The organism is Streptomyces sp. iso_384 (assembly GCF_056172905.1).
On the sequence record NZ_JBWBTT010000016.1, the window covers coordinates 89,702 to 113,555 of the forward strand.

A 23,854-nucleotide genomic window follows, 5' to 3' on the forward strand; every position below is an offset into this window, starting at 1 on the left:
AGGCACCGCTACGTTCTACGGGCCCCTTCAGCTGCAAAAACGAGCGCTCCGAGAGGCTTCTGCGGAGCACGACTTGGCTCATGCCCGTGCCGAAGCACATCGGCGGTCCGAGCTGCAGCGTGCTCAGGTCGCTCGGGTCGTGCAGGTGCGTAAGGCCATGGCCGCTTGGGACAATCTCTTGGGGCGGACCTTTCGCCTGCTCGAAGACGGCATTGTCGACTCCGGGGCGTTTCACCAAGCGGCGGAGCGGGCGCGTGTCGACGCGAGAACGGCCCTATACGAGGCACTAATCGACGGCTTGTACATCCCAGCAACGCGAGGTAGCGGCGCCCGCGAGCGGCTGGAGTTCGGCGACTACCCGGACCTGCGAGACCATCCCGCAGACTCGATGTGGGTCCTGGACACATTCGAGAAGGCGACAGAGGCATTGAACGCCATGGCGGAGAGCAACGTGGACCCTTCCAGCGACGCCGGGGTGGAACTGTGGGAAAACACAAGGCGTCACGTTCTGAGCGCGCACAGGTGTCGAGCCGATCTTTCACACGCCCTGATGCGACACGTCGAGGCCATTGCAGATGTCACTACGATCGAGACTCACGGTGGTGGCAGAACTGGGCTTGACGTGTAGTCCTGCCCTGGAACGGCCCTGCCAGGAGTTCGGGACAGACCAGGCCACTCTGCGGCTGGAGTCGAAGTGATCAAACTTCGGCGACATTACGCTCAACCCTTCGCTGTCATGGGACAGCTGTGACTGTCCTGTGACAGCGGATCTTGAGCGCGTGCCATCGAAGATTGAGCGGCTCTGCTCCAGCGCTTGCGCGCTGACTCTCTCCGGTTGACGTTGGGGCGTGCTACGCGCTTCCTGGAAGAAGCGGGGGAACGGCCACTCGCGCACAAGGGGTGCACCATGGCGCAACCGGTAAGTCGACCAACGATCAGCGCCGAGCAGTTCAGCCAGGTGTGTGACGAGATTCGGAGCGCGTCGGCGCCCGATAGGAACGCTCAGTCCATCCGGGACTCTGCTCTGCGCATCGTGCAGGCCCTGGGCCTGGCGCTATCAATGGATGATCTCAGCAGACTCCTCACCGAACTCATGGCCCCTAGGGTGACCCCGCCACCGGGGAGCCCTCAGTACCTCACCCGAGAGGACATCCTGAGCATGCCTGATGAGCAGCCAGGAGCAGGCGAAAGCGGCAAGGTCGAGTAGACCGGAAGCCGCCACGCCTCATCACGCCCGCAGCTCGCCGGAGTACGCCTGGCCCCACCGCTCAATCTTCGATGGCACGCGCTCAAGATCCGCTGTCACAGGACACCGTGCGTCAGGAGATGGCGTGGTCCACCAGGGCCCACATCCGTGAGAGCTCGCCCGTGGTGATGGCAGTGCCCGGGTCTTCCGCGAGGAGCCGTGCCGCCCCGGTGACCAGCGAGGCCACCGCCACGATCCGGATCTGCTGGTCCGGGGTCAGCCACCGTGCGTCCTGGACCGCGCACGGCACAAACACCAGCTTGCTGCGGGTCTCCGCATCGAGGCCGCCCGTACCGTCGACCATCACGCCGCCGGGGTCCAAGCGGTCGCAGTCCTGCGGGTCCAGGCAGAACGTCGCCCTCTCGATCGATTCGGACAGGTCCTCACGGAGCCAGGAGCCGACCGGGCTGGGAGCCGGTCCCGTGGGCAGGGAACGGATCCACGCTGCTGCGCGGCGGCCGGCTGCCGCGGCCGCCGCGAGCGCTTCTTCCTCGCCCTCCCACGGCTCGTAGGGAACATCATCGGCAGACCCGGAGGGCAGGTACGAGATCGTCACCCCCGGCTAACCGCCCATCGGACCTTGAGGTTGCGCCGGGCCTGACACGGCCTCGCATCAGAAGCGGAGCCGCGAGAACCATCCGCCGGACTTCGGGCTGGGCACGGCCTGGTCCTGCTCCTGGTCGTGCTTCTCCTGCCGACGGCTCACACCCCACGCCCGGTCCAGGTCCGACTCGAATTGCAGGTCACAGTCCCCGCACAACGTCGGACGGGGTTCCATGCGAACGGGCCCCCAGCCGGTGCGCTCCACCGCCTTCCACCGCTCGTCGGTGAACGCCGCCTTGCACTCGGTGCAGCGGGGACGACGGGGGAAGCGCATGAACTCCTGACGCGCCCATTCGGGCAGCGGCTCCTGGTGCTCCTCCTGCCTGCCGGGCGTGGGGGCGGCACTCGCGACGGCGACGGCCTTGCACCTGTCGCACAGGTGAGGGTGGGTGTCGACGGGGCGGCCCCAGTCCGTCTCCTCTGCGGCCTCCCACCGTTCGTCGGTGAACCGGCTCCCGCAGCCGGTACAGGCGGGACGTCGGGCTTCGCGCTGGGCCGCTTCCCGTGCCGCTTCGACGGCCTTCTTCGCCGCCTGCTCCCGGGCGGCCTCCCGCAGCTGCGCCTGGTACTCCGCCTGCCGGGCCCTGGCCGCCTCTGCCTCACGGGCGAGGACCCCTTCAAGGCGGGGGTTGCCGATCGCGTCCAGGAGCGGCTGGGGGCGGTCGCGGCCGAAGCGGAGGAACACGACTCCGGCCGGTCCGTGCGCGCGCAGGTTCCTCAGCCCGACCACGACGATCGGGATCTTCCCGTCGTAGGAGTGGTAGCCCTCGCGCATCCACTCCCCCTTCCAGAGGTGTCGGGTGAGCTCTTGCAGGCGCGGCATCGTCCGGTTCGGGTTGCGCTCGCCGATGTGGTTGAACACCAGCAGCACCGGCGGGTGCGGCATCTCCCCGTACCGCTGCTCGGGGACCGTCCAGCGGGTGCACCACATCGGCCGCTCCTGCCCGTCGGTGTCCTTCACCCTCCGGCGGAAGAACCGGGCATACTTCTCCAGCTTCGCGGCTAGCTCTTCGGCGGTCTCGTGGCAGTTGTCGACCTCGATGAACAGCAGCGGCACCCCGTCCTGCGGTGCGGTGAGCACCACGTCGGCCTGGGCGCCGCCCTTGCCCGGGGCGTTCCACGTACCGGTCGCCGGGAGCGGGACCTCGGTCCAGTACGAGGCGATCGTGCCGATCCCGGACGGTCCGTCTACGGCGGCCTGGGCGGCCGCCTGGACGTGGGACGGGTCGTCGACGAGCTTGGCCACGTCCGGCTTCGGACGCAGCAGCGCGATCACCGTCTCGTTCACCGCCATCGGATGGGAAGCCCCGGAGGAGCCCGCGCCGCGCGCGGTGGATCCCATCTCCGTCGCCGGGCGGCGCAGCTCGTAGGAGGCGGCCTCCAGGCCCTTGGGGGTCAGGTTCCGCAGGGTGTCGCCGGTCTCGGTGGAGCCGCCGTTCTCCGACAGGCCGTGCTTGCGCATGTCGGACAGGGCGCCGGTGTGCGAGGCGGTGCGGGCCTGCTTCTGCTTCGAGGGGGTCGGCTTGTCGGCGTGCCGGAAGGTCAGGTGCGGGGCGCTGATCCGCTGGATCTGATCGGCCGTGGCCACCTTCAACGCTCCGAGCACGCGCAGCACGTCGCTGCGGTAGCTGTTCGTCGATCCCGCCGGGTTGGTCTTCCGCTTCCCCGCCATCAGCCCTGCTCCCTCGTCGTCGCTCGCGACCGGTTGCTCGGCCGGCCGCCGCCGTCGCGGCTGCTGCGGCTGCCGGTGGCCGCGTCCGGCCGGGGAGGGCGTCCGGCCCCCCCGAACCCGATGATCTCCTCCACTACGGACAACAAGGAGGAGAGAAGAGGGTTGTGACGGCGCAGTTCTCGCGCCGATTGCGGCGCTGACAAGGGGTTTTCCTCCCGCCCGGGGTGCCGGGCACCAAAGGGGGTTCCCCAGGGACCTTCGAAGTGGGCACCCAGGGAGCCCCCTTGGGCTGGTCCGGCACGGTCCCCACCGTCTGCTGGGGACCGTGCCGTGCGGGGGTGCTGCCCGGCCCTCGGGTGGATGGTCGCCATCGTCACGCCTCCTTCGCTGCCCCGGCCGGAGTGGTCGGGGCGAAGGAGCAGCGTGCAACGGCACCACTTGACCGTCGTCTGACCGCCGCCGGGAGCCGCCCTGTCAAGGGGAAACGCGGCCACGCACGAGGCGGTAGCGGACGTGGTCAAGGGGGTGCGCCGGCTGCGCCCGTGAGGCATTCGGCCCTCTAGCAACACGGTGAGAAGCACGAGGCCCGGGCCGGGTGGTCCGGGCCTTCGTCATGCCTCGGAAATCCCCTCCCATCCAGTGCTGTCCACCAGCTCCCTGACGGCACCAGTGGGTGAAGACACCGCTCCCGAACGAGCCCAAGACGCAAGCACCCGCGACCTGTCACGGTCCCGCCCCGATCAACGAACTCCCCTTGGAGGACATTCCCATGAGCACCCACCAGACACCCGGGGCAGTGAACGAGCCGACCGGGCCTACTCTGAACGAGACGACCGGCCACTCGCTGGTCGCAACGCCACCCTGGGCCCGGGTCGAGACCCCACAGGGACGCTCTCACGCAGAGAGCCGCAGCAGGACCGCCGACCGCGCGGCACACACCCCCGCGGACGACACCACGCAGGTGTCCGCCGTCCTCGACCCTCCTGCTCAAGGGAGCAGCATCATGACCCGGGACAACGTCCCCACCCCCACCCAGCCCTCCGCACCGGCGCCCACCCAGCCGCCGTCCGATGCCGCACCGGACCACCCGGCGGACCCGCCGCCTGCCGTACGGCAGGCGGCCATCGGCGCCGACGTTCCCGCCGCGATAGTCCGAGGCGCTGCCCAGGGCACGGCGCAGGGCATCGCGCGAGCTGCTTGGACCCATGTGACCGAGAAGGTTCTCGCCGACCCGCCCGACTGGGAGTGGGCCAGAACGGCGTGGCACTTCGTCACGGGGCTGTGGGATTGACAGCCGAGGCCGGGCAGGGCCCACCCTGCCCGGCCTCTCCCGTACAGCGCCGCACGATCGACGGTCGTACGCCACCGGCACCACGCGGAACGGATCCCTCTATCACACGCCCCCTTGACCACGGCCTGACCGGCGCCCCGAACATGCTGTGTCAAGGGGAAACGCGGGCCGGACTGTACCTGGTCAAGGGGTTGGCCTCCGGTGCCACTCACCACACGGCGGGGTTGGAACTCACCATGCGGATGTGGCGGGTAGAGGAACTCACCATGCCGTGGTGAGTGGAACTCACCACGGGCTTTCGCTGCGCTGTTTTCAAAAACTGGCCCCTGCACGAGGCGTGCACCGCCCCGAGCGCGCTTGGCCGAGTGTTCCAGTTCCAAGGGACCGGTGCCCGTTGGAAAATGGCTGGTCATGGCGTTCCAACTCCGCTGGATGGTGCGCCCGGGAGTGGTGGCCATCGTCATCCGGCGCATCAGAGTGAGCTCCGCTCGGTGGGCTCCGCTCGGTGGGCTCCGCTCGGTGGGTTCCACTCGGTGGAGTGGACGCGGGGCATCGCCGGTGGGCACCACTGCATCGAGCGCCGTCGGGTCCACTCAGTGGCCGGTCTCCCGGCCTCGGTGCGGTCCGGGCTCCTGCGGGCGGTGTGCCTGCTGATCGTCCCCGTGTGCCGGGTGCGGCGTCTCGGCATCGTCGCGGCGCTTGTAGCGGCCCATCGTCGTGTGGGCCCGGTCGGCCGCCTCGGCAAACGCGTCCTGGAGGTGGCGCAGACGTTCGGCGGTGAGATCGAGGGCTTCCACGTCCGTGCGGGATTCCCGCAGGGCCCGCAGCGCCGTCAAGTCCAGTGCCTCACGGCGGCCGGGCTTGTCCTCCTGGTCGTCGTGTTCCGCGTCGGCCGGCTCGGGTGCGAGCAGCTGCTCAGGCATCGCCGCCTGCTGGTGGGCGACGACGTCGTACGCCCGGCCCCGCACAACGGTGGTGGTGCGCAGTTGCGCGCGAACCACCGCACCGGCGAGGACGGCACGGTCGTACTGGAGCGGGATGCGCGGGATCTCCCACTCCCCCGCGTCCTGGCCCGGAGGCCGGGGCGCGGGCGGCTCGCCTGAGTCGGCCGGGGGGTGGCGGTCCGGGTCGGGCGCGAAGGCCGGAGATCGACGGCGGGCGGGGAGGCCGGACAGGGACCAGCGGGCGGTGTAGAGCCGGTAACCGGCCTCCAGGCCGCGTACGGTCGTCGGCTCGCTGATATCCACACAGTGGGTGGTGATCGCGGCGGCGACGATCTGGTCGTCCAGGCCGGGGTCGCGGCGGCGGCCGCGCAGGACCAGGGCGAGGTGACGGCGGGCCTCGGCGAGCAGGTGACGTCGGTGGAAGCGGCCCCCGCTGTTCATCACGAACACCGTCGCCGTGACGTCGACGGCCGCCAACGCGATGTCGACCACGGCCGCCACCCGGGCCCGGATCGCGGCAGCCGCCGCGCGGGCGTACTCGAGGAGGGAGGAGATGACGTCGGCCGGAACACCGGAGCTACGAATCGCGCTCGCCTTCCAGTCCGCGCGCAGCTGTCCGAGGGAGCGGGCCTTGCCCTTCTTGGGCGGGCGGGTCTTACGGGCGGCGATGGTGTTCAGCTTCGCGCGGGCACGCTCGGAGACCACAGGCAGGAACTTCGGTTCGCCGTCGTCGTCGACGGCGGTGACGTACTCGTGCTCCAGCTCCAAGAGGCAGGTGGCGATCTGGTCGCTGCGCCGGGCAGTCCAGCGGATCAGCTCGTGCGGCACCCCGGCGATCTCCATCACCGGCCGGCGCCCCTCGGTGACGGTGCGCGGCTCGGTCGCCAGCCCCAGCGCCTCGCACACCTCCGCGGCTACCAGCTCGTTGTAGAGCGCGGATGCCGCCACCGTGTTCTCGTGCAGGGCCGTGGTGTGGATGGAGCCCCACTTCCCGTCCAGGCGCTGCCCCTTCACGCTCAGCAGCACATGATCGTGCAACAAGGGCTGCCCGGAGCGGGCTTCGTAGTGGCGGAAGCGGGCGGCGACCAGGCCGCCGGGCGGCCGGACACGGTAGTTGCCGTCCGTGCCGTACCGGATCACGGCCACCTCGTCCTCGATCCACTCCAGCACCCGCACGATCGACCGCTCGTGCGCGGCCTCGATCACCAGACGGGTCTCCTCGTCCCCGAACGCCCACAACAGGTAGATGCTCGGCTGCGGCCGGAACACGAAGTCCACGCCCGTGACCGTCACCCGGCGACCGAGGGCACCGGCCCGATACGCCTCCGCCGGGGAAGCGCCCTGGGCGAGCCGGTCGGCCTCGATCCGGTCCGCGTACGGATGGCGGCCGCGCTCGCCGAACAGGTTCCGCAGCTGAGCCTCGGTGACTTCCTCGCCCGGCGCGAGTCCGAGCGCGGCCAGGCCGCGGCCCATCCAGCGCCCTACCGGGACACCGGCCTGCTCCTGGGCGACGCGCAACGGCGTGCGCGCCGGGCGACGTCCGTCACCGACGACCGTCTCGCGCAAGTAGTAGCGGTACATCTGACCGGCCCGGATGACCCTGATATCGACTGTCATGCGGACCACGCCACACGGCACTGACCTGCAAGAAAGGGCCGATCAGCGGGACGTCCCGCCAGGCGGGAGCAACGGCACAACTTTCTTCACCGGCGCCCGCCGGGCGGGAAGCGGCCCCACGCCGAACACAAACGTCATCGCTCTCCGGCACCGCCAACGAGCACCGCCTACAGCAGCCCTCGGCAACCGCCGGGGGCTTCGTCGTGCTGCCCGGAGGAGACACCGTGCCCACCTTCGAGACCTGCCCCCGCTTCACCGCCGACCTCCAGCACCTCATCCCCGCCCAGCGCCGGCGCTTCCGCCGCGTCGTCCTGGACGCCTTCGTCCCCGACCTGCGCACCGGCCGCCAGTTCCGCCCCGGCTTACGGATCAAGGGCGTACGACGTGCCCCTGGCGTCTACGAACTCACCTGGTCCATGGGCACCGGCCCCGCAGGACGCGCCACGTTCGAGTACGGGACCGAGGTGCGTCCCGGCACCCCGCATGTGATCTGGCGCCGCATCGGCACCCACCAGATCCTCACCGGGCCCTGACCCGTAGGCCCTATGTTTCGCTGTCCGACGCTGAGACATATCGCCCCTCTTGGAGGGCCGACGTGGGTGGCGGTTTCGCGCCCTGCCGTTCCGTACGGGCTCGGTGTCTTGGGTCGGGGCCATTGGAAGGAGCAGGGACGTTTCGTCACTGTCCGTAAGAGTGAAACGGGGGTGCGGTTTCCTTGGGCCGGGCAGGGACAGCAACGGCAACGTTCCTCACCAGCAGAAGGACCTTTTCGACGATGCGACTGCGCTCCGCTTTCCTGGCCGCTCTCGGCGCCGCTCTCCTCCTCGCCACCACCGCCGCTTCGGCGTCGGCGGCGACCGGTCAGTTCCGCTACGACTACGTGACCGTGGAGGGGTACGGGGCCACGGGCTTCCTCAACAGCCCTCCCAGTGGCCGGTGCATCGATCTTCCGGGCGTCGGCGAGGACAACCCCCAGCCCGGTCACTCGCCGAAGAACCGCACGGACGCCTGGGCCACGGTCTTCACCGACGCCAACTGCGAGGGCGACTCCTTCACCCTCCGCCCCCACACCGGCGGAGCCTCCGAGCGGCTCAAGGTGCGCTCCGTCGTCTTCAATTGACCCACCACGAGCCCTCTGTGGTCAGACGGCCCAGTTTGCTGGCAGAAGCAACAGCTGAGCTCCGTCGAGTCGGCGGTCGGGCCCGTGTAGACCTCCCAGCGGGCGGGCTGGCTCGACGGTGGCATGCGGCGTGACCTGCAGGGGTGACCGCACTCGGTAGTCGTGACGAAGCCCCGTCGGCTTCGGCCGGCGGGACGTTCGTGGGCGTGGGTCGGCCGAGGCGGAAGTGGTTGGGCAGCGGGGCAGCGGGCTGGGCGCCTGGTCGTGAGGGTGGTTGGGCAGGCTCGCTGTCATGAGGCGACCAAGTGGCTGCTGTCTTCGCCTGGCGCGCGGTTGAGCGGCTGCCGTAGCAGCGGCTACCTGTAGCAGTGCGCTCCACTCGGGAAACCGACGCTGAGCTGCTTCAACGCCCAGACTCTCACTCCACTGTCACAGAGCCGAGAGATCGCAGTCTGTGTATGGGGGGCGGGCCCCGGCTGTCTGCTGGGGCCCGCACGCGCAGCGGGGGTGGTGTCAGCTGGGCTGGTCGCCGGTGTAGCGGAAGATCTCGCCGGCGGTGTTGATGTGCCAGGCGGTGCCGTCGGCGCCGGCGGCGATGTCGGTGGCGGTGCCGGGGATCTTGATCCAGGGGTTGGTGCCGCTGGCGTCGTTGTTGGTGTACCGGTAGATGCTGCCAGCGGGGTCGACGCCCCACACGTTGGTCCGGGAGCCGACCGCGATCCGCTTCAGGCTGCCCGCGACGTCTGCCCAGGGGTCGGAGGGGTCCTGGTCCCCGGTGTACCGGTAGACCCGGTTGTTGCTGTTGACGCCCCAGACAGTGCCGTCCGCGGCTGCGCCGATGTCGCTCAGCGCGCCGGGAATCTTGAGCCAGGGGTTGGCGTCGTGGTTGGTGTACCGGTAGATACCGCCGGCGGAGTCGACGCCCCACACGTTGGTCCGGGAGCCCGCGTCGATACGGACCAGGCTGCCGTTGATACCCAGCCAGTTCGCCCTCTGATCTCCGGTGTACCGGTAGATCTGGTTGCCGCTGTTGACGCCCCAGACGGTGCCGTCGGATGCGGCTCCGATGTCGCTCAAGCCTCCCGGGATGTTGATCCAGGGGCGTCCGTCGTAGTTCGTGTAGTGGTAGATCGCGCTCGCCGCGTTCACACCCCACACCGTCGTCCTGGACCCCGCCGAGATGGCCGAGAGACTTCCCGCGACCTTCACCCAGTCCGCCATGATGCAATCACCTTTCCTTGAACGGTATTTGGCACCCATCCTGAGCGAACTGGTCGGGAGAGGGGCGGGCGTGACTGCTTGTCCTGGGAACGAGTCAGCCGGAAAGAGTCGGTTTCAATTCCTGTCCGCCTTCCAAGCCAGCGGTGGAGGCCCTCTGGTCGTCTTGGTTTCGACCGGAAGAGCCGTCACTCCCGCCGGGGATGGACACGAGATCCGGTTCGTGCATTTCGTCGAGATGGCACGGCCGGACAGTCTTCGGCATCAGCAGCGGGGCGTCACAGCCCGCGTTCCCGAGAGCACCTCTTCTCCGGCCTGGAGGTCGTCAGCCCGGCCGGGTTACGGCCGGGCTGACGTGCCTGCGGGGTGCGTGGGGCGGGACTGCCGCGCGAGGGCCGGCTGGAGGCCTACCGGCGTGTTCCCACTGGCCCGGCCGCGGCGTTGGTGCGGTGTCCGGTGTGTGTGCTGCCGTTATCCGGCGAGGCTGAAGGCTGCGCCTCCGGCGATCAGCGAGACGCTGCTGAGGCTGTTGATGGGGGTGGTGAGCGCGGTGCGATTGACGGCGCTGCCGTCGCCGAGCTGGCCGTTGTTGTTGTAGCCGACGGCGCTGACCTTGCCGTCGCGGTCGAGGACGAGGGTGTGGTAGTGGCCGGCGGCGATGGCGCGGATGTTGGTGGCGCCATCAAGGGTGATGGGGGCGGGGCGGTCGGTGAGGGTGCCGTCGCCCTGCTGACCGTAGGCGTTGTAGCCCCAGGTCTTCACGGTGCCGTCGGCGAGCAGGGCGACGCTGTGGTGGACCCCGGCGCTGATCTCGCGGGCGGTGCTGATCTCATCGGTCTTGACCGGGGTGAGGCGCCGGGTGACGGTGTTGTCGCCGAGCTGGCCCTGGGCGTTGTAGCCCCACGCCCAGACCGTGCCGTCGGCGAGACGGGCGAGGCTGTGGACGTTGCCCGCGGCGACGCTGCGGACGTTGGCGAGGCCGGTCACGGTACCGGGGGTGTTGCGCTGGGTGAGAGTGTTGTCGCCGAGCTGGCCGTGGGCGTTGTAGCCCCAGGCCTTGACGGTGCCGTCGGCGAGGACGGCGAGGCTGTGGTGGTCGCCGGCGGCGATGGCCTCGACGTTGGTGAGACCGGAGACGGTGACCGGGGTGGTGCGGGTGGTGACGGTGTTGTCGCCGAGCTGGCCGTAGGTGTTGAGGCCCCAGGCGCGCACGGTGCCGTCGGCGAGCAGGGCCAGGCTGTGGTTGGCGCCGCCTGCGATGGCGACCACGCCGCGCAGTCCGGTGACGGTGGAGGCCTGGTCCTGGTTGGTGAGGGTGCCGATGCCGAGCTGGCCGCTGGTGTTGAGGCCCCAGCTTTCTACGGTGCCGTTGGAGAGCAGGGCGAGGCTGTGGCTGTCGCCGGCATCGATGCTCTTGATGTCGGTGTCGGTGAGCCCCGGCACGGTCACGGGCTTGTACTTGGCGTTGGTGACCACGCCGCCGAGCTGGTAGCTCTCGTTGGCGCCCCAGCCCTTGAGCCGGCCTTCCTGCGCGGTGGCGGCCGTGGGCCATGCCAGCAGAATGGCCAGCAGCGCCAGCAGGCCCGCGAGGAGCGGGGCGCTGCGGCTACGGCCGCGGAGAAGTGCGTTCATGTCGGTCCTTGACGATGATGTGGCGCAGGCAGGCAGCACAGCGAACCGTTGCGCATAGTGATGGAGTGGTCACTATAGGCATTCATGCGGGAGGTGCCCCGCCCTGTCAGGGACTTCTCACACGGGCAGGCCGCGCACCTCCGACGTGCGGTTGAGGCGAGCCGCGGTGACGGCCGGCCACCGGGCTTTGATGCCGTGGCCCCGTACGGAGACCGGCCATCCTCGTGCCCGGCATGCCACTTCGGGCCCCAGCAGAGACACGCCGTGCCCACAGTCATCCCTGCTGTCGGGCGGCTTCCTTCACTCGTTCCGGGTTTTGCGTCGTAGAGGGGGACTCCGTCGCCCACACCGGTGTCCCTGCCGATCAGGTTGACCCGGCAGCCGACGGTGAACTGTGCAAAGGTCTTCCCTGCCGTGACCGGCCGGGGTCCGCTCTGCGGGCGCCCGGTCCGGCCTGTGGGCATGGTGATGGTGCGCCAGGTGTTTCTGGAGCTGCCGCTGCGGGCTCAGGCGTTCAGGAACGTCTCGAGGCTGGTGGCCAGGGCCACAGGTGTCTCGTGCATGGGGTAGTGGCCGCTGTTGGCGATCTCCTCCAGTTCGGCGTTCGGATAGTGGCCGAGCCACGTGGCGCGCATCGCGTCGGCCGTCAGGGCGAGGTCGTGCTCGCCAACGATGACCTTGACCGGAACGGGGTTGCCGGTGATCCGGGCCGTGAGGTCGGCGGTGACCCAGTCCTTCACGTAACCGCCGAACGCCTCCCGGGTCGACCACTCCAGCGAGCGGTCGACCATCAGGTCCACCCACACCCGGGAGGCACGCCGGCCGGTGACCAGGTCCACGATGGCCCGTCGCTTGTCGCGGTCCTGCGCGGCACCGTAGAACAGCGCTTCTCCGTCGGCGTCCAGCGGATAGGCACCGGCGGGGACCGGGGCCAGGCCGACCAGCTTCCGTACCCGGTGCGGAGCCTGGGCCAGCACCTCTTGGGCCGCCTTGCCGCCCATCGAGTGGCCGACGAGGGAGAAGCTTTCCCAGCCGAGCTCGTCGGCCAGGGCGAGGGCGTCCTCGGCGATCTCGGCGAGCGTGTACGTACCGGTGACATGCTTGCGGTCGCCGTAGCCGCGATAGTCGAGGCAGGCGTAGCTGAAGGTGTCGCCGTCCAGGTAGTCCAGGAAGGGCCCCCAGCCGGCGCTGGTGCCGAACCAGTCGTGGAGCACCAGCACTTTGTGGTCACCCGAACCGATCAGGCGGCGGGGAATGCTCATGCGGACTTCCTCTCGTAGTTACAGGCGAAGGGTTCGCTTTCCTTCGAGAACGCGCCCCTCCAGGCCAGGCCCCGAGTCCGGCAAGTGAGCTTGCGTCCTGGGAGGCGTCTGCGCCCGGTCGTCTCGCCGTTGCCTACCCAGCAGGTGTCCTCCCGATCTCTGCGCGCGCACTCCGTTCATGCGGTCGTGCGCCGAACCGGATCCGGTAGGGGCGGTGAGGTGCGCAACGGACGACGGGACCGGGCAGGCGGTCCGTTCGCGTCCGTCAACCACTCCCGGCCGTGCTCCATCAGATGTGGTGAACCCCGCAGATCAGAGGCCTGATGTGCCCGCATCTCCTCCATGATGACGACGTCTCACCCGCCCCCCCTGCCATCAGGAGTACGACCATGTCCGAAACAGCCGAGCCCGACGTCGGTTCGTTCAGCATCGGCGGTCTTCTGACCGCCGAACGCGCCGGGGCGATCGAGGTACCGGAGCACGAGGAGTGGCCACTGCCGAACGGCTTCGCCTGGATCTTCCGCGGTGAGGGCAACAGCTCTCTCACCCGGCCCATGATCATGGCCGACGGCTTCAACCTCGGCCGGAGCAAGCTCGACGTGCTCTACGACGGGCTGGAGAACAACGGATACCCCTTCATCTCCGAGCTGCGCCGGCGCGGCAGGGACGTGATCCTGCTCGGCTTCGAGGAGCGCAGCGCGTCGATCCTGGACAACGCTCAGGCGGCCGAGGCCGCCATCATGCGGGCCACCGCCGAGCAGCAAGGTGACGCGCCCCTGGTCGTGGGCGGCTTCAGCATGGGCGGCATCGTCACCCGCTACGCACTCGCTCGTCTCGAGGAGCAGCGCGTCAACCACCGGACCGCGCTGTACTTCTCCTACGACAGCCCGCACCGCGGTGCCTCCATTCCGGTGGGCGTGCAGGCGTTCTCCCACTTCATCCCGTTCCCGAACGACTTCGCCCGGCAGATGGACAGCCCGGCCGCACGCCAGATGCTGTGGCAGCACTACGACAAGGACACCGGCAAGATCGGCATCGCCCCGGAGCGCACGGAGTTCCTGGCCGCCCTGGAGCGACTGGGTGGGTGGCCGATGATCCCGCGCAAGATCGCCGTGGCCAACGGCCGCGCGGACGGGAGGGGCCTGCCGGACGTGACGCCCGGCGACACCGCTCTGCGGATCGAGCGGATTTACCCGGGCACCACCTTCTACACCCAGGCCCAGGGCGACGACACGACCGTCGCCTACCTCAACCGCAGGTTCCCCAAGGCCGAGAAGACCATCACGACCGACGGCTTCCCGGAGCTGGACGGTGCACCGGGTGGGACCCTGCACACCTACAAGATCCTTGCCGACACCCTGGAGAAGCTCGGCGGCAAAGTGGACCTGAGGCACGAGAACGTGTGCTTCGTCCCCTCGGTCAGCGCGGTCGCGGTCCGCGACATCGACAAGCAGGAGGACCTGTACCGCAGCATCGGCGAAGCCGACGCGGAGGAAAGCGAGCTGGACAGCTTCCTCTGCTCCACCACGACCACTGCGCACACAGCCATCACCGAGCAGCTGTGCACCTGGATCATGGACCAGCTCCCCAGCTGACCCGCCCAAGCGCCCATCGGGACAGCCGACCGCCCGTGGCGGGGACGGTCACACGGCATGATCGGAGCAGCCGTACCGGCGAACACTCCTCGCCGGTACGGCACTCACGTACCTTGCAGAACCACGCTGTCACCTGAGCCGGCAGCGCCGGAGCGCGGCGAGCGGTGCGTCGTCGGCGGGCTGGGCAAGTCGCTGCTCGAACTGGCCCAGGGGCGCGGTCAGCTCGTGGGGGACCGGTGTGGCGTGGGCTTCGACGTCGGTGATGTGCCGGTCCCAGTAACCCCCGGCATGGCTCCCGCCCGTACTGACCGCCACCGCCGCCCGCAGCGCCGGAAGTCCCACCGTGCCAGAACCGCCCCTGCCGACGCCGATGCTGTCACCTGGGGACCGAGACCCCCACCTGCCATACCTCGACACCAAGTACCCACGCTGGCCGTTCGCCACATGGCCGCCCTGAACAGTGACTGCCCCGCCCTCGTGCGCGGCGACGACCCCGCCCGTCTCCCCCGGCGCGGCGGAGGCACCTACCGGAAGCCGTAGCCCCCGGGGCGGGCGACGCCTCATGTGGTTGGAAGACAGCATCGCCACCGCCCCGCCGGCCGACCACGGGCCTGGGTGGTGACCAGCTGGTCGTGGCACAGCCGCAGGCCCGCACCGATCGTGATCGGTGCGGGCCTGCGGGGTTCAGCGTGCGGGGGCGAAGCCCCAGCCAGGGTCCGGCTCTTGTAGGGCTTGGTCATGTGTCGTTTGTGATGGCGTGTCTTCTTGATCGGTCGTGTCGTTGATCGTGTGTGCTGAGTGAGGAGTTGGCTGCGGTCCGGTGTGATCTGGAGGACTTCGCGGCGGAGATGTTCGAGCCGTTCGCGCGGGCGGATCAGCGCCGGTGGGGCGGGGTCTATCTGCGGGGCCTGCTGCTGGACGGCGGGCGCAAGTCGGTGGAGCCGATGGCCGCCCGCCTGGGCGAGGACGGTAACCGGCAGGCGCTGGCCCACTTCGTCACCTCCAGCCCGTGGGATGCGGCGCATGTCCGGGCCCGGCTGGCCTGGCGGATGCAGCCGGTCATCAAACCCACCGCGCTGGTCATCGATGACACCGGCTTCCTCAAGGACGGGGACGCGTCGGCGTGCGTGAGCAGGCAGTACACCGGCACGGCGGGCAAGGTCACCAACTGCCAGGCCGGAGTCTCGCTGCACCTGGCTTCCAACGGTGCCTCGGCGGCGGTGAACTGGCGTCTGTTCCTGCCCGGGAGCTGGGATCCCTCCTCGCCCAAGGCCGATCCGGCCAAAGTGGCCCGCCGTGACAAGTGCGCCATCCCTGCCCAGGTGGGCCATGTCGAGAAGTGGCAGTTGGCCCTCGACATGATCGACGAGACGCGGTCCTGGGGCATCGAAGTGCCCCAGGTCATCGCCGACGGCGGCTACGGGGACACCGCCGCCTTCCGGCTCGGCCTGGAGACACGCGGACTCGACTACGTGGTGGGCATCTCGACCACAACCACCGCACAACCCGAGGACGCACGGCCGGCCACCCCGACCTACCTCGGCAGGGGCCGGCGGCCGGTCCCTGCCTATCCCGAGCCGGCACAGCGGGTGAAGGACATGGTCATCGCGGCCGGCAAATCTTCCGCACGGCCGGTGCAGTGGAGGGAGGGATCACGGCCGGGCAGCGGCCGCAGCGGGCACAAACGCATGTACTCCCGCTTCGTTGCCCTGCGGATCAGGCCCGCCGGGCGCGAGATCCGCCAGGCCACGACCACCGCCGAGCTTCCGGTCCGCTGGCTGCTGGCGGAGTGGCCCGCCGACCAGGACGAGCCCGTGCAGTTCTGGCTCTCCAACCTGCCCGAGACCACCCCGTTGCCCGTCCTCGTGCGCACCGCGAAGCTCCGCTGGCGCATCGAGAACGACTACCGCGAGATGAAACAGGCCCTCGGCCTGGCCCACTTCGAGGGCCGGACCTGGCCGGGCTGGCACCACCACGTCACCCTCGTCTCGGTCGCCCACGCCTTCTGCACCCTGCAGCGACTGACCCGATCCCCAAAAGAGACGGCGTCGGCCTGAGCCTCTACCGAGTCGTCCGCGAGCTGCAGATACTCCTCGCGACCTGGACCGGCGCCTGCCCCACCTGTCATCGCGACATGCCCGACCCCGCACCAACATGACCAAGCACTACTAGGCGCAATCGTGGGTTCTCGCCCCGGTTTGGGGAATGGATCACCAGACAGTCGCTTCCTTGCTGGATGTGGTGAGCCATTACAGCCACGGGCCGCCATCGCGCAACTCCAACACGATGAGCCACGCTGAGGGGCGATACTGCGAGCGGTATCCCCAAACATCCGCTGTTTCGGTCGGTTCGCCGTCCTGACCGAAGCCGTGGGCCTGAGACCGCGTGACGCCCCGAGACCCCGGGGGCAGGGGATCTTCTTGCCTCTTCGCCAGAAAGAAGACGGGCACGTTCCGGGGTCCTCTGACGTGCCCAGGTCCCGCTATGGACGCCGTTCTTCGCGACGCCCTGCCCGAATTCATCGGCAGCCTCGGAGCTGCTTCGGTTCTGGCCCTGGTGGCTTGGGGAGCCTCGCGCCTCCGCAGCCGCCGCGCAGCAGCCCTCCAGTCCTGCACGGAGGATCGGCGGGCGGCCGGCGACCGCGAATCTGAATCGGGTGTGATCTAGCTCCCGAACGCTGGCGAACGGGCGCCCCAAGACGCGGGGGCGCTCGCTCGGCCTCGTCGGTTCTCTTGCCCGCTTCAGGTATGCAAACCACTGGAGCCCTTGTCTGCCTCTTCCTCTCCGCGGAGCAGGGCGAGGCAGACAAGGGCTCTTCTGGGCGGCTACGCGTCTTCGAGAAGGCCTGCGGCAACCTGCTGGAGGATGGCTGCTAGTGAGGTGCGGGCCTCGGTGGTGAGGTTCCCGCTCATGTCTGCGATGACAGCGTCGATCCCGGTGCTGCGCTGGAAGTAGCGGAGGATAAATGCACTGCGCTGCTGGACGTCGAGCCGGTCGAACGCGGCGTTCATGAGGGCTTCGCCGTCCTGCCACGGCAAGGCGATGGCCTCGGCCGGGGAGGTCATGGTGGTCCGCGGCTCCGGCACAGCAACCACAGGTGCTTCCGCCTTGGTAGCCGCCGCTCCCCCGCTGGATGCCTTTGGCTCGGAGCCGGGGTTCAAAACCGGGTTTTGAACTGATGGCCTCGTCGGGGTGGTCTGGCGCTTCCGGGGAGCCTTTGGTTCCTGTGCCTTGCGGATCTCTTCTGCCGCGACGGCCTTCTGTTGTTCCGGGTCTTGAATCTTCGCGATCCTCTCGGCGGCCTTCACCTTGAGCTGCTTGGTGTCGACGGCGTCTCGAAGCTCGGGGTCAAGGTCGAGGAGCGCCAAGCGGTTGGAGACGTACATCTGCGACTTGCCGATGCGCTCTGCGACCTTCTCCTGCGATCCGTGACGCTCGAGCATCCGCTGCAGGAACACTGCCTCCTTGTAGGGAGGGATGTTTTTGCGGTGGATGTTCTCGATGATGACGGCCTCGTCGACCTTGTCATCGTCCTGGTTGCCGAGGCGGTCGCGGACCCTGATCTCGAACTTGGTCCAGCCGAGCTGTTTGGCAGCGTGGAAACGTCGGTTGCCGAGGACAACTACCCACTGCGCGTCACCGAGCTGCGGCCCGTGTTCCGGCTTGACGGCCAGGAACGCCTCGCGGGACATGGCGACGGCCGGCTGTAGCTGGCCGACTGCCTTCATCGAGTCCTTGAGTTCACGGAAGGCAGCGTCTTCATCCGTGTAGTCGGCCTCGGTACGAGGGTTCTCGGGGTTGCCGGTGATCGTATGCATGTGGACGGTGGTGGGCGGCACGTCCGGCTTAGTGTCGTCCGTGCCGGCGGTGCGCTTGCTTCCGGGCTTGCCGGGACCGTCGAGCAGGTCTGCCCAGGGCTTCTTCGCCGCCATCAGCGCGTCCCCTTCTTGCCTGCGCCGAGCTCGAGAGCGAGCTGGTAGAAGTCTTCGCGGGCCTCCATGGCTACACGGTTCTTCTTGTACTGAGTGACGACGGTGCCTTCGAGTGCCGCTCGAGTGTGGACCTTGTAGTGGCGCACGACCGTGTTCGCCAGGTTCCACTGCTGGGCCCGGATGAAGTCCTTCGTCTGCTCAAGGTCTGCTTCGCCGTCGCGGGGGTCCCAGTTGTTGATGACTACGAGGTAGGGGATGCCGAGCGGCTTCACCACTTCCTCAATGGTGTCGCGGGTCGGCATGAAGCCGAGCGGCTCAGGCTCGACGGGGACGATGATGTCGTCGGCGTTGGCCAGCACTGCGCGCATGGCGTCGGCGGCGGTGCTCTGGCCGAAGGGGTCGCCGGCCTCTTGCTTCTCGTCCTCGGGAAGGTCCATCCACCCGGGGGTGTCGATGAACGCGTGCTTGACCTTGCGTGACTTCTTCAGCTGGGCGAAGAGTTCAAGGTCGTCCCGGGAGGTGATCTGCTCGAAGGAGAAGGGCAGCTCGCTACCGACGCGTTCCGACCACCAGGTGGTGGATCCCTGCGGGTCTGCTGAGACTGCGGCGACGTAGTGCGGGGCGCCTTCGGGGGACTCGCCCAGGACGTGGGCTGTGATGGCGGCCGTGTTCACAGTGAGCGTCGACTTCCCGACGCCACCCTTCCGATTGATCAGCGCGGTAATCCGTGCCATGTGTGTGCTCCTGATGCTCCGTATGCTTCCCAGCCACGCGGCTGGTACTAGCGGACCGGGACAGGATGCCACGTATCACCCTGGGAGGTGGCTGACGGCGTGCCAGTTCAAAACCCGGTTTTGAGAGCTCGTTGCGGACCGCACCTACTTGATCTTCAAAACCGGGTTTTGAAGCGGACCTGCGGCGCGAGTCCACCGCATGCCTGTCTTCGTCATCCAGACCGAGTCTGATGAGGTCGTCGGCTGACGTATACGGAAAGCCTGTCGGAAACTCTGCGCACCAGACCCCGCAGGGGTTATAGCCGCCTGGGTGCCGTTCAGAGCAGTTCTGGAGCCGCGTTGAAACGTAAGAAGGCCCGTACCCCACCACAGCTTTCGCGGCGGGGTACGGGCCTTCAACGTGAGCATCGTGGTGCCTGAGCGGTCACCCGCGCACGTCCGCGACAGCCGCGTTCAGGAGCGCGACGACGTCGGTCTCGTACGGGTCGGTGAACAGCTGGTGATCGCTGACGTTGAACGGTCCGAACCTCATGGTGACGCGGTAGCCGGGCGCGAGGGTGGTCTCCCGTCCGTCCAGTGCGGCGGTGAGCCGGTCGCCGTCTTGCTGGGCGTGCCGGGTCTAGGTATACGGGCCGAGCCGGAGCAGGGTGTGGCCGTCATGGCTGTCGCCGCGTTTGCGGGCCTCGATGTAGAGGGCGTAGTGCGCGGGAGCCATGCCGATGTCGTCGGGGAGGGGAAGGCCGTTGGCGGCGTGGGTGAGCTGCGTGTAGCCGGGCTGCCAGAAGCCGACGATCGAAGTAGTCGGGCAGCGGAGCCAGTCGCGTCCGGTGTAGCCGAGCTGGCGGCCGTGGAGGTAGGCGCCCGCGTGCGGGGTGTCGGGGTGGACCAGGGTGACGGCGATGAGGTCGGGGCCGTGGTCGTCGCCGGGGCGGGTGTGCGCGCGTTCCATGAACGGGCCGACGCGTACGGCGATGTCCCGAGCGCTGCTGGTGCCCGGCGTCCAGGGCTCGGGGTTGCGCAGGGCGGTGAGCATCGCGCGGAACTCGTCGACGACGGCCTGGTCCTCGGGGGAGATGACTCCGGGGGCGTGTCCGCAGCGGCGCAGGCGACGGATCATCGGGTGCTCTCCTGTCCGGTGGTGGGGTGGGTGCTGGCGGGGCGGAGGTAGTGGGCGGCGGTGTTCACGAAGGTGTCGTGGGCGTCCTTCGCGGCCTCTCGGGCCGCGGTGAGGTCCTCGGTCGTGGCGTACGCCTCGCGCATGGCGTAGGTCAGCGTGACCATGCGGTCGGCGGCGGTACGGAGGGCCTGGTCCTCGATGAGGACGCGTAGGGCGACCTGGGGGCGGGTGATGGCGCTGCGGGTCATATGGCTCTCGCCGCGCAGGGTCGCGATCCGTTCGGGGCCGGCGCCCGTGAGGGTGGCGTCGCCGCGCTTCCACATGGCGGTGCGGTGGTCGCTGGCGGCGCAGGCCAGGGCGGTGACGGCTTCGAGGCGGTCGCGGCGGATTGTCTCGCTGTGGGTGACGCGGATCTGCCGCTCGGCGGCGCGTTCCTGGAAACGGCCGGAGACGATCGATCCGAGCAGGGTGGCGACGACTGCGAGAGCGGCGGGGACGAGGACGGCTAACACGCAAGGGCTCCTCGGGGTGCTGGGCAGGGGAAGGGAAGGTGCCGTGCCCCGGCCTCTCGGTCGGGGCACGGCGCTGGGGTTGGTCGGGTGCGGAGTGGTCACTCGCCGCTGGTGGCCTGGCGCTGCTCGAACGCTTCGAGGAGGTCGCTGATCTCATCCGGTGCGGGCGCGGTGCCGACCCAGGTGCCGGTCTCGGTGAAGACGTCCACGGCGTCGGTGTCGGCGTCGAACCAGCAGACGTATGGGCCGTACCGCTCCAGCACCGCCGTGGTGACAGCGTCCGGGTCGGTGAGAAGGGGAGCGGTCTCCAGTACGGCGAGTGTGCTGACGGCCAGCCACAGCGGATCGTCCGGTGTGCGGGGGAGGTGGAGGTGGCCGGTGACGCGCAACTTGTCGCCGGGGACCAGGTCGTTCAGGACGGCGTGGGCCAGCTCCGGGTCGGTGACCCCGCACGGCAGGACCATCTCGTCGGTGCGCTCGTCGGTGGGGGAGACGGTGATACGGAACCGGGCCGTGCTGCCGTGCAGGTCGCCGGGCACGGTGGCCTCCTCCAGGAAGCCGTCCAGGACTATCGGTTCGGTGTCCACGAGATCAGCCGGCCTTCCGGGCAGAGTCCTGGTGGGCGGCGTCGTACGCCTCCAGGACCCGCTTGGGCACCATGCCCAGGTCGGCCACCTGGTGGCCGTTCTCCCGGGCCCAGGACCGGATGGCGGCGAGTTCCTCCCTGCTGCGGCCGCTGCCCGATCCCGTACGGGCCCCGGTGGGCGCGGCCGCCGTGGGGCGGGTGCCGGCCTTCACGGTCCGCAGCTCCTCCTGCGCGCGTTCCAGTTCGGCCTTGGCCCTGGCGACCTTCTCCTCGGCCTCCCGCTGGGCGGCCTCGGTGTCGCGGCGCTCGGTCAGCTCCGCAAGGTCGGCGGTGATGCGGTTGGCCCGGTTGCGGACGGTGGCGGCCGGGTGGGCGGTGGCCCAGTCCAGCAGTTCCTGCACGGGGTTGGAGAAGGCCAGCGGGGTGACAGGGACGTCGATGGCCTCGGTGGCGGGGGTGGTCGTCACGGGTGTGTCTCCGGTTTCCGGGATGAGGGGGAGCAGGGCGGTGAGGGTGTCGGGGTCGGCGGGCAGCCCGAGGACGTCCAGGAGCAGGCCGAGGTCGTCCTTGTCGCGGGCACTGCGGGCGGCGACCCGGGCCGCGGCGGCGAGCTGCTGCGCGGAGGTGAGGTCCACGGGAAGGGACTCGGCCTCAAGGGCTTCGGACCAGTCGGTGAACATCACGCGGCCTTGCCGGTGAGGGCGAGTTCCAGCACGCGCCGGTTGGCGGCGGCCTGCTGAGGGGTGATCGGCTGCGTCCACGGGTTGTAGGGCTCGGGGCGGGTGGGCACGAGCTCCAGCTCCAGCCGGGCCAGGGCCTGGTCCCGGACGGTCGGAGGGGCGGTGCGCGCGGTGCGCTGCTGCTCGCGTCGGCGGCGGTCCTGCTCGGCGACCACACCGGGCCAGTCGTCACCGAGCCGGGCCACGAGCTGCTTGCGCAGCCGCTTGCGTTCGCGCTTCGTGGTCGCCGCCCACACCCCGGTCTGAGTGAGGTCGGGGTTGGCGAGCGCCCACTTGAGGCACTCGGCGGCGACGGGGCAGCCGGAGCAGGCCTTCTTGGCCTGGGCGGTGGCCTTCTCCCGGGCGCGCGGGTCGTCCGTGGTGCTGACGTCCTCGGTCGCGAACAGGGCCGGATCGGTGCGGCAGGCCAGGGGCTGGTCGGCGTCGGGGAAGGGGATCCGGGTGTCGGCAGGGACGAGCGTCGCCGTGCCGGGACGGGAGCCGGGCATGAGGAACCTCCTCAAGAGGAGCGGGCGAGACAGGGTGTGTGCTCTGTGGTGCGAGGGCGGGACGGCGCGGGTCAGGCGTGGTCGTCGCCGCGGCGGCGTCCGGCCTGCGCGTCGGAGACGAACCGGCCGAGACGGGCCTCGGTGGGATTCGCCGCGATCCACGCTTCGGCGCAGCTCTTGTGAACCGGCTCACCGGCGTGGGAGCGCATCGGTGTGGGCTGGTCGCACAGGGCGCAGGGGCGGTCCTCCCACCGGTCGAAGTGGCTGCCGTCGCGCCAGTCCAGGAGGTTGCCGGGCGCCGGGACCAGCCCCGGCTCGACCGGTGGCTTCTTGTTGCGCGTACGGGTCACGGCCGGGCGCCGGGCGGCTGCTGGAGTCCGCGCCGCCGTGGCGCTCATGCGGCCCGCCCCCACGTCGCGGTCCCCGGACGGCCGGCCCGGCGCCCGTTGATCGAGGGCACGGTGGCGTGCTGTGCCGTCGCAAGGACCGCGCGGCCGGTGTGTTTGCCGTCGTAGAGCGCGGCGTCGGCCATCCGCTGCAACGCGGTCAGGTCGCGGGTGCCCAGGACGTCCGGGGTCGCGGCGCCGATCGAGGCGGCGACGTCGACCGTGCGCCCGTCGTCCAGGACGACCGGGATGTGCAGCATCCGGACCAGCTGCTCCAGGCGCTGTGCACGGCGGTTGGAGGACAGCTCCAGGACCACGGCGAACTCGTCGCCTCCGAGCCTGCCCACGGCAGCGCGCGGGCCCGCCCAGGCGGTGAGCCTGGCACCGAAGGCAGCGAGTACGACGTCGCCCGCCGCATGGCCGAGGCTGTCGTTGATCTGCTTGAAGTGGTCGGCGTCGACCATCACCACGGCCAGGTCGTCGCCGTGGCGGGCCAGGAGACGGCGGGCGCGGGCGGTGTAGGCGTCGCGGCGCAGCAACCCGGTCAGCGGGTCGCGGCGGGTGGCGGCGAGTCGCTTGTGCAGGGCGACGGCGTGGACCGCCCAGCCGGTCAGCGGAACGGCGGCGGTGGTGATCAGGAGGGCGTTCGGGCTGATCCGGCCCGGTAAGCGTGCGGCGGAGTTCATACTGAGGGCTCCCTCTCGTCTTGTACGGGGTGGGTGGCCCGGGGCAGGCAAACTGGTTTGGACGCCGATGTGCGCCTGTCCCGGGGTGGAGCTACAGCTCGTAGGTCGTGGAGTTGAGCCAGCTATACGGGCTCCTCCAGGGGCCGGCCTTCGCGGCGGACCAGTCGAGTTCCCAGCCGGGCCGGTATCCGCAGCAGCACCAGCCGTCCGCGCGCCCGTGGGGGATCTCGCGTCCGGCCTGTGCTGCGGTGCGGGCCGCGTCGTAGGCGTCGTGGGCGGCCTGTACGGCGGCTGCACGGTGTCCGCCCAGCCGGTGAACACGTGCACTCCTTCCAGGCCGGGCGTCTCGGTGTTCCGTATGGGGACGTCGACCTCGTAGTACGGGGGCTGGGGCATGACGTCCATCTCCGCTCGGGGTCGCGGCGGTTGAGGGACCACCGCGACCGCCCCGGCCCCGGGCGGTGAGCCAGGGG

Annotated in this window: 22 protein-coding genes; 6 read left to right on the forward strand and 16 right to left on the reverse strand. The window is 69.6% G+C overall.

Annotated elements, in window-relative coordinates; translation table 11 throughout:
* Window positions 1–157: 157 nt before the first annotated feature.
* Window positions 158–628 (forward strand): hypothetical protein, encoded by a 471-nt coding sequence (locus AC0VY3_RS36795; RefSeq protein ID WP_466673723.1) that lies wholly within the window; start codon window positions 158–160, stop codon window positions 626–628.
* A gap of 691 nt (window positions 629–1,319) precedes the next feature.
* Here AC0VY3_RS36795 and AC0VY3_RS36800 read toward each other — a convergent pair.
* Both AC0VY3_RS36800 and AC0VY3_RS36805 read right to left on the reverse strand, forming a co-directional pair.
* Window positions 1,320–1,802, reverse strand: a complete 483-nt coding sequence (locus AC0VY3_RS36800; RefSeq protein ID WP_475551863.1) for a hypothetical protein — start codon at window positions 1,800–1,802, stop codon at window positions 1,320–1,322.
* Window positions 1,803–1,859: 57 nt separating this feature from the next.
* Window positions 1,860–3,521 (reverse strand): replication-relaxation family protein, encoded by a 1,662-nt coding sequence (locus AC0VY3_RS36805; protein ID WP_475551864.1) that lies wholly within the window; start codon window positions 3,519–3,521, stop codon window positions 1,860–1,862.
* A 1,003-nt stretch (window positions 3,522–4,524) separates the two neighbouring features.
* Between AC0VY3_RS36805 and AC0VY3_RS36810 the strand changes: the two genes are divergently transcribed.
* Window positions 4,525–4,812 carry a hypothetical protein gene (locus AC0VY3_RS36810; RefSeq protein ID WP_475551865.1) on the forward strand — a complete coding sequence of 96 codons (288 nt, stop codon included), beginning with the start codon at window positions 4,525–4,527 and terminating at the stop codon, window positions 4,810–4,812.
* Between the two features lie 593 nt (window positions 4,813–5,405).
* Here AC0VY3_RS36810 and mobF read toward each other — a convergent pair.
* On the reverse strand, window positions 5,406–7,373 hold the full coding sequence (gene mobF, locus AC0VY3_RS36815) for a MobF family relaxase (protein WP_475551866.1): 1,968 nt from the start codon (window positions 7,371–7,373) through the stop codon (window positions 5,406–5,408).
* Between the two features lie 224 nt (window positions 7,374–7,597).
* On the opposite strand from mobF, the gene AC0VY3_RS36820 reads away from it, so the two are divergent.
* Entirely contained in the window at window positions 7,598–7,906 is a 309-nt protein-coding gene (locus AC0VY3_RS36820; protein WP_475551867.1) for a hypothetical protein, read from the forward strand.
* Window positions 7,907–8,148: 242 nt separating this feature from the next.
* The gene (locus AC0VY3_RS36825) at window positions 8,149–8,493 is read left to right on the forward strand and encodes a hypothetical protein (protein ID WP_475551868.1); all 345 of its coding nucleotides are present in this window, start codon (window positions 8,149–8,151) and stop codon (window positions 8,491–8,493) included.
* Window positions 8,494–9,006: 513 nt separating this feature from the next.
* Here the strand turns inward: AC0VY3_RS36825 and AC0VY3_RS36830 are convergent.
* The 3 genes from AC0VY3_RS36830 to AC0VY3_RS36840 all read right to left on the reverse strand — a co-directional run bounded on the left by AC0VY3_RS36830 (window position 9,007) and on the right by AC0VY3_RS36840 (window position 12,605).
* Window positions 9,007–9,714 carry a tectonin domain-containing protein gene (locus tag AC0VY3_RS36830; RefSeq protein WP_475551869.1) on the reverse strand — a complete coding sequence of 236 codons (708 nt, stop codon included), beginning with the start codon at window positions 9,712–9,714 and terminating at the stop codon, window positions 9,007–9,009.
* A gap of 468 nt (window positions 9,715–10,182) precedes the next feature.
* Window positions 10,183–11,343: an RCC1 domain-containing protein gene (locus AC0VY3_RS36835; RefSeq protein WP_475551870.1), complete on the reverse strand. Its 1,161-nt coding sequence runs from the start codon at window positions 11,341–11,343 to the stop codon at window positions 10,183–10,185.
* A 506-nt stretch (window positions 11,344–11,849) separates the two neighbouring features.
* Window positions 11,850–12,605, reverse strand: coding sequence for an alpha/beta fold hydrolase (locus AC0VY3_RS36840; protein WP_475551871.1), 756 nt, complete (start codon window positions 12,603–12,605; stop codon window positions 11,850–11,852).
* A gap of 389 nt (window positions 12,606–12,994) precedes the next feature.
* Here AC0VY3_RS36840 and AC0VY3_RS36845 point away from each other — a divergent pair, with 389 nt between their 5' ends.
* The gene (locus AC0VY3_RS36845) at window positions 12,995–14,200 is read left to right on the forward strand and encodes an esterase/lipase family protein (protein ID WP_475551872.1); all 1,206 of its coding nucleotides are present in this window, start codon (window positions 12,995–12,997) and stop codon (window positions 14,198–14,200) included.
* Between the two features lie 129 nt (window positions 14,201–14,329).
* Here AC0VY3_RS36845 and AC0VY3_RS36850 read toward each other — a convergent pair whose 3' ends face one another.
* Complete coding sequence (locus AC0VY3_RS36850; RefSeq protein ID WP_475551873.1) at window positions 14,330–14,542, reverse strand: hypothetical protein; 213 nt, start codon at window positions 14,540–14,542, stop codon at window positions 14,330–14,332.
* 449 nt (window positions 14,543–14,991) lie between these two features.
* On the opposite strand from AC0VY3_RS36850, the gene AC0VY3_RS36855 reads away from it, so the two are divergent.
* Entirely contained in the window at window positions 14,992–16,257 is a 1,266-nt protein-coding gene (locus tag AC0VY3_RS36855) for an IS701 family transposase (protein ID WP_475551874.1), read from the forward strand.
* A 768-nt stretch (window positions 16,258–17,025) separates the two neighbouring features.
* Here the strand turns inward: AC0VY3_RS36855 and AC0VY3_RS36860 are convergent.
* From AC0VY3_RS36860 to AC0VY3_RS36900, 9 genes are all read right to left on the reverse strand, one after another.
* Window positions 17,026–18,132 (reverse strand): ParB/RepB/Spo0J family partition protein, encoded by a 1,107-nt coding sequence (locus tag AC0VY3_RS36860; RefSeq protein ID WP_475551875.1) that lies wholly within the window; start codon window positions 18,130–18,132, stop codon window positions 17,026–17,028.
* The gene (locus AC0VY3_RS36865; RefSeq protein WP_030634006.1) at window positions 18,132–18,866 is read right to left on the reverse strand and encodes a ParA family protein; all 735 of its coding nucleotides are present in this window, start codon (window positions 18,864–18,866) and stop codon (window positions 18,132–18,134) included. Before AC0VY3_RS36865 ends, AC0VY3_RS36860 begins: the two co-directional genes overlap by 1 nt.
* 619 nt (window positions 18,867–19,485) lie before the next feature.
* On the reverse strand, window positions 19,486–19,983 hold the full coding sequence (locus AC0VY3_RS36870) for a hypothetical protein (RefSeq protein WP_475551876.1): 498 nt from the start codon (window positions 19,981–19,983) through the stop codon (window positions 19,486–19,488).
* On the reverse strand, window positions 19,980–20,495 hold the full coding sequence (locus AC0VY3_RS36875) for a hypothetical protein (protein WP_475551877.1): 516 nt from the start codon (window positions 20,493–20,495) through the stop codon (window positions 19,980–19,982). Before AC0VY3_RS36875 ends, AC0VY3_RS36870 begins: the two co-directional genes overlap by 4 nt.
* 98 nt (window positions 20,496–20,593) lie before the next feature.
* Window positions 20,594–21,082: a hypothetical protein gene (locus tag AC0VY3_RS36880; RefSeq protein ID WP_475551878.1), complete on the reverse strand. Its 489-nt coding sequence runs from the start codon at window positions 21,080–21,082 to the stop codon at window positions 20,594–20,596.
* A gap of 4 nt (window positions 21,083–21,086) precedes the next feature.
* Complete coding sequence (locus tag AC0VY3_RS36885) at window positions 21,087–21,761, reverse strand: Lsr2 family DNA-binding protein (RefSeq protein WP_475551879.1); 675 nt, start codon at window positions 21,759–21,761, stop codon at window positions 21,087–21,089.
* Window positions 21,761–22,309 carry a WhiB family transcriptional regulator gene (locus AC0VY3_RS36890; RefSeq protein WP_475551880.1) on the reverse strand — a complete coding sequence of 183 codons (549 nt, stop codon included), beginning with the start codon at window positions 22,307–22,309 and terminating at the stop codon, window positions 21,761–21,763. Before AC0VY3_RS36890 ends, AC0VY3_RS36885 begins: the two co-directional genes overlap by 1 nt.
* A gap of 71 nt (window positions 22,310–22,380) precedes the next feature.
* Window positions 22,381–22,707, reverse strand: coding sequence for a hypothetical protein (locus tag AC0VY3_RS36895; RefSeq protein ID WP_475551881.1), 327 nt, complete (start codon window positions 22,705–22,707; stop codon window positions 22,381–22,383).
* Window positions 22,704–23,381, reverse strand: coding sequence for a GGDEF domain-containing protein (locus AC0VY3_RS36900; RefSeq protein ID WP_475551882.1), 678 nt, complete (start codon window positions 23,379–23,381; stop codon window positions 22,704–22,706). Before AC0VY3_RS36900 ends, AC0VY3_RS36895 begins: the two co-directional genes overlap by 4 nt.
* Between the last annotated feature and the right edge of the window lie 473 nt (window positions 23,382–23,854).

Excerpts from the sequence above, each read along its gene's own strand:
- AC0VY3_RS36795 (WP_466673723.1), top strand. The coding sequence starts at position 158 with ATGGCCGCTTGGGACAATCTCTTGGGGCGGACCTTTCGCCTGCTCGAA.
- AC0VY3_RS36805 (WP_475551864.1), bottom strand. The coding sequence starts at position 3,521 with ATGGCGGGGAAGCGGAAGACCAACCCGGCGGGATCGACGAACAGCTAC.
- AC0VY3_RS36810 (WP_475551865.1), top strand. The coding sequence starts at position 4,525 with ATGACCCGGGACAACGTCCCCACCCCCACCCAGCCCTCCGCACCGGCG.
- mobF (WP_475551866.1), bottom strand. The coding sequence starts at position 7,373 with ATGACAGTCGATATCAGGGTCATCCGGGCCGGTCAGATGTACCGCTAC.
- AC0VY3_RS36825 (WP_475551868.1), top strand. The coding sequence starts at position 8,149 with ATGCGACTGCGCTCCGCTTTCCTGGCCGCTCTCGGCGCCGCTCTCCTC.
- AC0VY3_RS36830 (WP_475551869.1), bottom strand. The coding sequence starts at position 9,714 with ATGGCGGACTGGGTGAAGGTCGCGGGAAGTCTCTCGGCCATCTCGGCG.
- AC0VY3_RS36835 (WP_475551870.1), bottom strand. The coding sequence starts at position 11,343 with ATGAACGCACTTCTCCGCGGCCGTAGCCGCAGCGCCCCGCTCCTCGCG.
- AC0VY3_RS36840 (WP_475551871.1), bottom strand. The coding sequence starts at position 12,605 with ATGAGCATTCCCCGCCGCCTGATCGGTTCGGGTGACCACAAAGTGCTG.
- AC0VY3_RS36845 (WP_475551872.1), top strand. The coding sequence starts at position 12,995 with ATGTCCGAAACAGCCGAGCCCGACGTCGGTTCGTTCAGCATCGGCGGT.
- AC0VY3_RS36860 (WP_475551875.1), bottom strand. The coding sequence starts at position 18,132 with ATGGCGGCGAAGAAGCCCTGGGCAGACCTGCTCGACGGTCCCGGCAAG.
- AC0VY3_RS36865 (WP_030634006.1), bottom strand. The coding sequence starts at position 18,866 with ATGGCACGGATTACCGCGCTGATCAATCGGAAGGGTGGCGTCGGGAAG.
- AC0VY3_RS36870 (WP_475551876.1), bottom strand. The coding sequence starts at position 19,983 with ATGATCCGTCGCCTGCGCCGCTGCGGACACGCCCCCGGAGTCATCTCC.
- AC0VY3_RS36885 (WP_475551879.1), bottom strand. The coding sequence starts at position 21,761 with ATGTTCACCGACTGGTCCGAAGCCCTTGAGGCCGAGTCCCTTCCCGTG.
- AC0VY3_RS36890 (WP_475551880.1), bottom strand. The coding sequence starts at position 22,309 with ATGCCCGGCTCCCGTCCCGGCACGGCGACGCTCGTCCCTGCCGACACC.
- AC0VY3_RS36895 (WP_475551881.1), bottom strand. The coding sequence starts at position 22,707 with ATGAGCGCCACGGCGGCGCGGACTCCAGCAGCCGCCCGGCGCCCGGCC.
- AC0VY3_RS36900 (WP_475551882.1), bottom strand. The coding sequence starts at position 23,381 with ATGAACTCCGCCGCACGCTTACCGGGCCGGATCAGCCCGAACGCCCTC.